Annotated in this window: 7 protein-coding genes, 1 tRNA gene and 1 pseudogene; 5 read left to right on the top strand and 4 right to left on the bottom strand. The window is 43.4% G+C overall.

Annotated features, from left to right (window positions below; translation table 11 throughout):
* The coding region (locus tag IQQ51_RS14215; RefSeq protein WP_228012864.1) for a DUF3859 domain-containing protein at positions 1-349 on the top strand (349 nt) is incomplete at its 5' end.
* Positions 350-456: 107 nt separating this feature from the next.
* On the opposite strand, the gene IQQ51_RS14210 is transcribed toward IQQ51_RS14215, so the two are convergent.
* The gene (locus IQQ51_RS14210) at positions 457-1,563 is read right to left on the bottom strand and encodes a M20/M25/M40 family metallo-hydrolase (RefSeq protein WP_017059177.1); all 1,107 of its coding nucleotides are present in this window, start codon (positions 1,561-1,563) and stop codon (positions 457-459) included.
* Positions 1,564-1,824: 261 nt separating this feature from the next.
* Here IQQ51_RS14210 and IQQ51_RS14205 point away from each other — a divergent pair, with 261 nt between their 5' ends.
* Positions 1,825-3,783 carry a GGDEF domain-containing protein gene (locus IQQ51_RS14205; protein WP_193841408.1) on the top strand — a complete coding sequence of 653 codons (1,959 nt, stop codon included), beginning with the start codon at positions 1,825-1,827 and terminating at the stop codon, positions 3,781-3,783.
* 135 nt (positions 3,784-3,918) lie between these two features.
* Here the strand turns inward: IQQ51_RS14205 and IQQ51_RS14200 are convergent, their stop codons facing one another.
* Positions 3,919-4,104, bottom strand: a complete 186-nt coding sequence (locus IQQ51_RS14200) for a hypothetical protein (RefSeq protein WP_017059179.1) — start codon at positions 4,102-4,104, stop codon at positions 3,919-3,921.
* Between the two features lie 273 nt (positions 4,105-4,377).
* Between IQQ51_RS14200 and IQQ51_RS14195 the strand changes: the two genes are divergently transcribed.
* The gene (locus IQQ51_RS14195) at positions 4,378-5,046 is read left to right on the top strand and encodes a DUF2726 domain-containing protein (protein WP_017630504.1); all 669 of its coding nucleotides are present in this window, start codon (positions 4,378-4,380) and stop codon (positions 5,044-5,046) included.
* A gap of 255 nt (positions 5,047-5,301) precedes the next feature.
* Positions 5,302-5,378, top strand: a tRNA-Val gene (locus tag IQQ51_RS14190).
* Between the two features lie 274 nt (positions 5,379-5,652).
* Here IQQ51_RS14190 and IQQ51_RS14185 read toward each other — a convergent pair.
* A pseudogene (locus IQQ51_RS14185) lies at positions 5,653-6,804 on the bottom strand (IS3 family transposase).
* A gap of 83 nt (positions 6,805-6,887) precedes the next feature.
* Between IQQ51_RS14185 and IQQ51_RS27775 the strand changes: the two are divergent.
* Positions 6,888-7,010, top strand: a complete 123-nt coding sequence (locus IQQ51_RS27775; protein WP_265584319.1) for a hypothetical protein — start codon at positions 6,888-6,890, stop codon at positions 7,008-7,010.
* A gap of 102 nt (positions 7,011-7,112) precedes the next feature.
* On the opposite strand, the gene IQQ51_RS27115 is transcribed toward IQQ51_RS27775, so the two are convergent.
* Positions 7,113-7,178 (bottom strand): adenylosuccinate synthetase (locus tag IQQ51_RS27115; RefSeq protein ID WP_228012877.1); only part of this gene is annotated, 66 nt, incomplete at its 5' end.

The following is a 7,178-nucleotide window of genomic DNA, read 5'->3' as shown; positions in this document are numbered from 1 at the left end:
TCTTCCAAAAATCCAAGAGTTCACTACCACCGTTGATGCTGAAATCGACGTAGAGTTTGGCTATATCTTGAATATCAAAAAAGCCAAAGGGGAGAAGATCCGTTACTGCATTTATCACCCAAACATCACCACAGACAAAGGTGAAGTGCTCGAACCGTTCGATGGCGAAGAGTATGTCGGTAACAATGACTGGGATTTCTACTTAGGTGACACTATCTGGGCCCCGGTCTCGAACAAGCTAGGCAAATGGCGCATGACGGTTGAGTTAAAAGGCAACATCATCGCCGATAAGACATTCGACCTCGTAGCAAAAGACGAAGGCCAATTCTGGAAGCGTAGGGGGTTTTAGTTTCGACCTTCTATGTTCACCTAAACAGCAAAAAGCCGAGCATCGTGTTGATGTCTCGGCTTTTTCATTGTGCTAGATAGAAGTGACTACCTAACTAATGGATTCGATTATTGCGTTACGTAAGCCACAACAAACTCAGTGATTGCGACCATGTCTTTCACTGCAATGTACTCTTCAGTGGTGTGAACTTTCGCCATACCTGTAGAAAGGTTTACTGTTGTTAGACCTTTCGCGTTGAAGTTGTTTGCATCACTACCGCCGCCAGTGCGTTTAGTGTTCGCTGTTACGCCAAGCTTCTCGAATGCCGATTTGATAGACAGAATGTGCGGGTGATCATCTGCAATAACGAATGCATCGTAAGCACGAGTCGATTCGATTTCTACTTCAGCGCCAAACTGTTTTGCGCTCTCTTGGAATGTAGAGATCATGTGCTCTACTTGAGCTGTTAGCTTTTCGCCGTTTAGAGAACGTGCTTCAGCCACGACTTTAAGCTCTGGCATTACGATGTTAGTCGCTTGACCACCTTCAACAATACCAACGTTTGCTGTCGTTTCTTCATCGATACGAAGTAGGTTCATCTTAGTGATTGCGTCTGCAGCAACTTGAATTGCGCTGATGCCTTCTTCTGGCGCTAAACCAGCGTGAGCAGGGCGACCTTTGATCTTAGCTACAATCTTCTGCTGACCAGGCGCTGCGTTTACGATAGTGCCAATTGGACCGCCTGTATCAAGTACGATTGCGTGCTCAGATTGAATGTAAGACATGTCGAAGTTCAAAGAGCCGAACAGACCGCCTTCTTCGAATACAGTAAACGCAATCTCGATAGTTTTGTGCTCTTGGCCTTCAGCCTTGATGCAACGAACCGCTTCCATGATAGCTGCGATACCAGACTTGTCGTCGCCACCTAGAATTGTGTTGCCTTTTGAACGGATAATGCCGTCTTCGATGATTGGTTCAATGCCGATACCTGGCGTTACTGTGTCCATGTGGCAGCTGAACACTGTGCTACCTGGAAGAGTGCCATCTAGACGAGCGTAGATGTTGAAACCGTTAGACACTTCTTCAGGAACCGCCAATTTGTGAACTTCAAAACCTAGTTCACCGAGTTGCTCAGCCAAAGCTTCAGCAATCGCTTTTTCGTTACGAGATTCACTATCAATTTTCACTAGATCGCAGAAATGTTCTACAAGACGTTGTTCATTAATTTGGGTCATTGTTAATTCTCATTATGCTTCCGCTTGTTCAAAAAGAAGCTGCGGAGGTAGGAACAGGAAAATCACTATAACGCCAATGAGGCAGATGATTGCCTGAGTTAAATCAAGAAAGTTGCCTGATTATTCTAATTAATGAGAAAAACCCAACCCAGATCTACCGGTGCACAGGATTTTAATCTGTATATCTGTCGGGTATAATGTTTGACCGCTTTTAAACATACGTCGATGAAATTGGAATGTAATCAATAATGGCACTGATAAATGAATAGAAACAATGTGTTAGGTTCATTCCTTTTAGTGTTGCTGATGAGTGTTGTGCTGGGGCTGTATTTGCTCTATCCAACTTACGACGACGATTTAAAGCATATTCGCCCTGAAAACCCGAGTGTTTATAGTCCAGAGAAAGAGTTATTACTCTCTAAATATGGATCTGCATTGATCGATATTCTCGATGTATCTCGTGGTGATCCCAATTTAGCTTCCCAACAACTCGAGGCTCTCCAAGCCAAGTTCCCAGACCAAGATAAAGCCATCTATCGTGCTTACGAATTGATGATTTTGTCCAACCTCGCGCAACACAAGTTGGATACCAAAGCGGTTTCCGAATACGTCAGGCAGATTAAAGCACTCGCACAACACGAACATATGGGTTGGCTAAAGGCCCAATCTCTCGTTGAATTGGCGATTGAGTACATCAGTAAGGGTGAGCTAGCGGAATCTGAAATCCAAATCAGAGCAGCGATAGATATCGCAGAATCACTTCACTATGAAGAGTTGTTGATTAAGGCCTATAACACGGCTGGTGTCATCAACAACATCCGCAATGACTTTCCTGAAGCTCAATACTTTTTCCATAAAGGTTTAGACCTTGGCAAGAAGTACCCTCAACACATCTACAACAGTAAGTTAGTGTCAAATATGGCACTGCTTTATATCTATTTGGAAGACTGGCCTAAAGCGCTCAAGCTGATTAAAAGAGCCAAAAAGCTCTATTACAAGAGTGGACTACTCGAAGCGTCTACCATCGGTGTGCTGCATGTGAATGAGTCTTTTGCTTATCTGCGCAGTGGTGATTTAGTCAAAGGACGAGAAGCCTATCAAAGTGCGGCTAAGCTCAATGGCGATAACGTGAGTGAACGATACAAAATCATCCTATTAAAAGCAGAGAGTGATGTGTTGTTGGCGGAAAAGAACTTTGAGTCAGCACGGCAAGTCGCAAACTTGTGTCTTAGATACCCGGGCGTCGACAAATATACACTTCAGCTGGGTCAGTGTTACTTAAACAGAGCCTTAGCTAACATTGGTTTGAACCGAGATAATTTTGTCTTTGCTGATCTAAAGCGATCGTCTGCAATGTTCGATGTTGTGGGGACTCGCAGCTGGAAGGTCCTCGGCTTAAGAACACTTGCTGAATACTATGATTCGAGAGGCGACAGCGAGAACGCACTTCGCTACTTCAAACTCTATTACAAGGGCAACAAAGCGCTTCTATTTGATAAGCGCCAGAGTGATATCTTTTTACTAGAGCAAGATTTCGCCACGGCATCATTAGCTCAAGAAAATGAACTGCTTAACGCAGAAAAAGAGTTAGGTGAGCTGACATTAGATAAACAGCAGCTACGAAATCGAATCGTTGTCGCGTTGGGTATCATGGTGATGATCAGCGCCGCATTACTTTTGATAAGGTTGCGCTCGATCCAGAAGACCAACAAAGAGTTACTCAAGCAATCTACAAGATGCGAACTGACAGGTTTATACAATAGGCGTTACTTGGAACAACGGTTAACTCAGCCGATGCCACATCATTTGTCGTCGTTTGGGTATACGCTCGCTATTCTAGATTTGGACCGCTTCAAACAAGTAAATGATACTTATGGGCATGATATTGGTGACCAAGTGCTGGTGGAAGTCGCTCAGCGTTTAGAGCAAATCTTATCAACAAACGATGTAGTGGCAAGATGGGGTGGGGAAGAGTTTGTTTTGTTGCTGGCTGGGAATCAAGATCCTAATAAAGAGCTTGAGCTTATAAGGCAAGCGATCGCTGACCGACCGATTGAAACGCATTCTGGCCAATTAGAATTAACCACATCGATTGGTGCGACGACTCATCTAACGGAGCAACAGTTGAATAGCCGTACCTACAAGAAACACTTGAAATCGGCAGACGACGCTCTGTATCAAGCTAAGCAGTCAGGGCGCAATAAAGTCGTTATCATTTGAGTTCCTAAACTTGGTTAATCCCCTGCAATCAAGAAACCTGAACTTCAATAACTAAGCGAATAAGAGTGCTTATCTGAACTAATACGGCTATCTACTCTTATTCGCTTAATTCATACTGTGATTTGGCTTGGTGGGTTACTTAGCGACACCTTGAAGCATTTCAACCAATTCGCCTTCTGTCGCTGGTTCGCTAGCGAGTTCAATCACTGCCGAAGCGCCGCCTTTTAACATATAGGCTTGGGTTCCGCAGTGGTCATAGTGGAACCATTTACCATCTACACATACGTCGGTATAACATCTTGGGTCTTGTTTAAGTTCCATATCAATTTCCTTATTAACATTTGCCTAACGTTTTTCAGACTAGTTGATCACAAATCTAGGTAAATTGATCTAAATCAATCTAGAGTGTAATTGATGATTTGATTATCAAAATAGGAGAGGTGTGTCTAGCGAAGGGGCGACCTCTCGCTGAGCACTGCGCTCAAAGGTCGTGATTCTGGTTGGTTACTCTCGCTCTTTTGCTTGCCAGGTGATGCTTTTCTACATACGCTAGCCACTCTCTTAATCCCTATACAGACTTGATTGTGTTGGAAAATGACTAATATCTTTATCGTTGTAATTGTTCTGGTTGTGTTCTTTTACTTTATTCAAAAGTATGTGGTGAAACACGATGACACCAAAGACCATGCTTATCAGAAGAAAGGGGCGTTGATGTCGGCGCAACAGGCGACATTCTATAATGCGCTAAAATCCGCTGTGGGTAACCATGGGGAAGTTTTTGCGAAAGTCAGCATGTCGAACGTGCTTGTTCCTGCTAAGACGAACAACAAGAAGAATTGGTTTATCGCCAACAACAAGATCTCACGTAGTTACTTCGACTTTGTAGTTTGCGACCCGCGAACGCTAGAGCCCCGCGTGATCATTGAACTTGATAACGGCAAAGAACTCAATAAAGGGAAAGTCGACCGCGAAAAGCTACTGATTCACGTCTGTAAATCGGCAGGTTTACCACTGATTGGTGCTTCAATTAAACACAGCTATCAAGTGAGCCGTTTGAAGAGGTTGCTGGCAGCCCACATCGATTTAATCGAACCATCCAAAGAAGTTCGATTCTGTAAGAAGTGTGGTAGCCCGATGATCATCAAACTGGCAAGCCAAGGTGATTACAAAGGCCGACGATTCTTCACTTGTAGCCGCCAGCCAAACTGCACCTATACCGAAAACTACAACGTTGTATTCGATGTAGATGAGGAAACGAACTAATATCTTGAGTCAAAATACTCAAGGCAGCAGTAAATAGCACAAAGCGTGTCGCCATTGAAGTTGAGATGAAATGTGATCTACTTCAAGCCATTGATCTGCTTTGTGTTTAAAATTTATTCTGATTGTTGTTTTTAGAAGCAAACGAACTGTTTTGTGCAAATTTATCCTTGCACGCTACCCATTCACTCGTTATTATCCATCTCGTTCTGAAGCGTTAGCCACTTAGCAAAGGGGTTAGACAAGTTTCACAGCATTGCCCGCTTAGCTCAGTTGGTTAGAGTACTTGCATGACATGCAAGGTGTCACTGGTTCGAGTCCAGTAGCGGGCACCACATTATACGAAAGAGCCCACCTAGTGTGGGCTTTTTTGTGTCTGTAATTCCTTGTCTTATTAGTCACTTACCCCTTTAGGAGTCCATGGGGATTCCTCTCGTGCTTGTAAAATCCCGCGTTTAAAGTAACACTGGCAAAAATGATAATTGGCGATGTTACTATGGCGAGAAAAACAAACCCACTAACAGCGACTCAGATCTTACAAGCAAAACCAAAAGAAAAGGAATATAGCCTGCTCGATGGTGATCTGCTCCAGTCAGACTGGACACCGCATTAAGCGACATATTGTTTTTCAAAGTTAACTGGGCTTAGATACCCAAGAGCGCTGTGCCTTCTTGTTCGATTATAATCAACTTCGATATATTCAAAAAGTGCTTGGCGCATCTCTTCTCGCGTCATTATCGGCTCGTATTGGACGGCTTCTACTTTCATTGAGTGGAAAAAGCTTTCAATACAGGCGTTATCCTAACAATTTCCCTTCCTACTCATACTTTGTTTTAGATTATGGGCTGAGATTAAGTCTCTGTAGTCTTTTGAACAATATTGACTGCCTCTATCACTATGGATGATCACTCTTTCGGGCATGCCTCTACGGAACAAGGCCATTGATAGCGCATCACAGACCAGAGTCGCGGTCATTCTGGTGCTCATTGACTAACCAACTACTTACCGTGAGTACAGGTCGATAACAACCGCTAAATACATCCAACCTTCGCTTGTCGCTAGATAGGTAATATCTCCTGCTCATTTTTGGTTTGGTACTGCCGCATTAAAATCTTGCTCAAGTAAGTTCGGGGCAACAGGAAGCCTATGTTTACTGTCTGTTGTACATTTGAACTTACGGGCGGCCTTCGCGACTAAGCTCTGGCGCTTCATGCTCGCGGCAATGGTTTTTACATCGTGCTTATCACCATTTGCCTCAAGTTCTTTTTGAATACGCCTTGCACCATCGCGTTTCTTTCTATCATCAAAGACTCCTCGAACTTTGCTATCAAGCTGCTTTTGGTGCTCATTTCGATGAGTGACTTTATGGCGATTATCAATCCAATAATAAAACCCACTTCGAGAGCCCCCAAACACCTTAGCCATACGGACAATCCTATATTGCATTAGGTGTTCGAGCATAAACTCGTAGCAATCTACTTTAGATTTTTCGCGAAGTAGGTGGCGGCTTTTATTACGATATCTAGCTCTTCAGCTTGCTCTGTCAATAACCGTTTGAGTTTGGCATTTTCAGTGGCGATCTCTTTTTCTCTATTGCTGATTTTCGCATCTTTTTTTGACGGCTTTACGCCAACCATAAATTTGAGATTCATGCAGCGATAGCTGTCGTGCGGCAGCAGCGACGCCGACTTTGTCTGCTAACTTAAGTGCTTCGGCTTTAAATTCAGGAGCATGTTTGATTCGAGTTTTCTTAGTTGTCATTATTCACCTCGTTAGTGATTGTACTCACTTAACTCAGTGTCCAAAACTTCTGGTACAGATCAGAATGGTTTATAGAGGGCAATATGTACGTAATGTACAAGCAGAACCCTCATATCCCTCGCCGTTTTAAGATCTTTATTGAAGAGTTTATTGAAATTTACTCATGTATTGTAAGTAAGTTTGAAGGGACGCTTCCTCTCAATTAACGCATAGATGTTGATAGCCTTATTTATTTCGCTCTTCATGAACGACCAAAAAGCCCACGATCGTGGGCTTAGATGTAGATGTATGTGTAATAGCTTTCTAAACTAAGCTCGAATGATCATTTGTTCACGCTCTGGGCCTACCGATACCATCACGATTGGCACCCCCAT

This window comes from Vibrio sp. OPT18, assembly GCF_015163615.1.
In the GTDB taxonomy this organism is placed as follows: Bacteria; Pseudomonadota; Gammaproteobacteria; order Enterobacterales; family Vibrionaceae; genus Vibrio; species Vibrio coralliirubri.
Note: the sequence above shows the minus strand (reverse complement) of the source record. Positions and strands in the feature narration are given on the sequence as shown.

Bases quoted from the DNA above. Each gene is read 5' to 3' on its own strand.
- IQQ51_RS14210 (WP_017059177.1), bottom strand. From the start codon at position 1,563: ATGACCCAAATTAATGAACAACGTCTTGTAGAACATTTCTGCGATCTA.
- IQQ51_RS14205 (WP_193841408.1), top strand. From the start codon at position 1,825: ATGAATAGAAACAATGTGTTAGGTTCATTCCTTTTAGTGTTGCTGATG.
- IQQ51_RS14200 (WP_017059179.1), bottom strand. From the start codon at position 4,104: ATGGAACTTAAACAAGACCCAAGATGTTATACCGACGTATGTGTAGAT.
- IQQ51_RS14195 (WP_017630504.1), top strand. From the start codon at position 4,378: ATGACTAATATCTTTATCGTTGTAATTGTTCTGGTTGTGTTCTTTTAC.
- IQQ51_RS27775 (WP_265584319.1), top strand. From the start codon at position 6,888: ATGTACGTAATGTACAAGCAGAACCCTCATATCCCTCGCCGTTTTAAG.